The following is a 1,348-nucleotide window of genomic DNA, read 5'->3' on the forward strand; positions in this document are numbered from 1 at the left end:
CAGTTGAGTCAGCAGTGAAGGTCGATCCGGTAGCCAGTTGAGTCAGCAGTGAAGGTCGATCCGGTAGCCCGTTTTGTTGCTGGATGGCCACCGAGCAGGCGGCATGCTGGGTAATGGTGTCGCAGCCTGGCTCCCACAGGATCATGGACATTTCCTGGCGGTTAAACTGCACCGGCATTGCGTGATACAGGGGGCCGTGATGTTCGTAGGGTTCGCCTTTCCAGTTAGTGATGCCGGCGACAAATACCGAGAGGCCAACGGGCACGTTGACGAAGGTCAGCGCTGCCCCCCACCCGAAAACGCCAGCCTTGGTGTTCATCCAGGTGGCGGGCACGCTGGGCACCGGGTCGTTGTGGTTGACCATGCGGTGATGTACCAAGTCCTTGGCGCCTTTGGCGAAGTTGGCATCAGCGGCACGGGGGGAGCCGTAGGTGTAGAGCTGGATGTTGTAGTTGAAGCCGGCTCGTCGACGCAGCATTTCGGATAGGAGTAATGCCACTGCGCCCCCTAGGCTGTGGCCGCAGATCAGTAGCTTTTGACCGGTATAAAATCTGTCGAGGTATTCCACGACAAAGTCGTAGGCTTTCTGCGCTGCCTGGTAAAAGCCACGGTGCACCTTGCTGTCGGTGTCTTCGAACGGCACTTGAAATGCATCGGCGTCGCGCAGGCCGTCCGCGACGATTTCATAGGTGCCACGTACCGAAATCAGGATCAGCTCGTCGTGATGGGTGATGAAGGCCTGGGTATCGGTGGATTCCGAGCCATGCTTCCTGTCGTCCAAGAAGTGAATTTTGGCAGGATGTTCCTGATCACCTTCGAGCGCAGGCTTGTTTACAGGATAGAGATCTGGATCGAATGGCACGATTTCCAAACGCTTGGAGTAGGGCACATCCTCATACAGAGGGTAATAAGCTTTTGTTTGCGCCGCATCGACTTTCCCAAGTTCATCAAATTTGGCCAGTGCATCCCCGAACCAGTTGCCGACACTGGGTTGCAGGGGGAAGCCCACGGTCCTGGTTCTGACGGGTTGATCATCGGGCTGCTGACCAAAGGGGCAATAGCTCAAGGTGGCCATCAGTGCCAGTTGATAGAGGTTGAGCGTGCAATATTCAGGGTCGGTCGAGAGCATGGGCCGCAAGGCCCGCAGCGGGCGCACTTCCAGCACGGTGTGTTGCAACGGCAACAGGGCAATGCCAAGCGCGCCATGTTTACCCATGAGCTTCGCCCGCCCCGTACCGTGTGGGTAATGGCGATAGACCTCAGGAGGCAGGTGCGAGACATGCTTGACCAGATGGCGCACTTCCACCTGAAAATACTCATCCGCGCAGGCTTGTGCGGGGTTTTCTTT

At 57.3% G+C, this 1,348-nt stretch carries 1 protein-coding gene; it reads right to left on the reverse strand.

The window, feature by feature from the left end:
• On the reverse strand, window positions 1-1,348 hold a 1,348-nt coding region (locus tag AC1DSG_RS31200; protein ID WP_477794299.1), incomplete at both ends, for a lipase family protein.

The sequence above is a fragment of the Pseudomonas sp. P5_A12 genome, assembly GCF_056400685.1.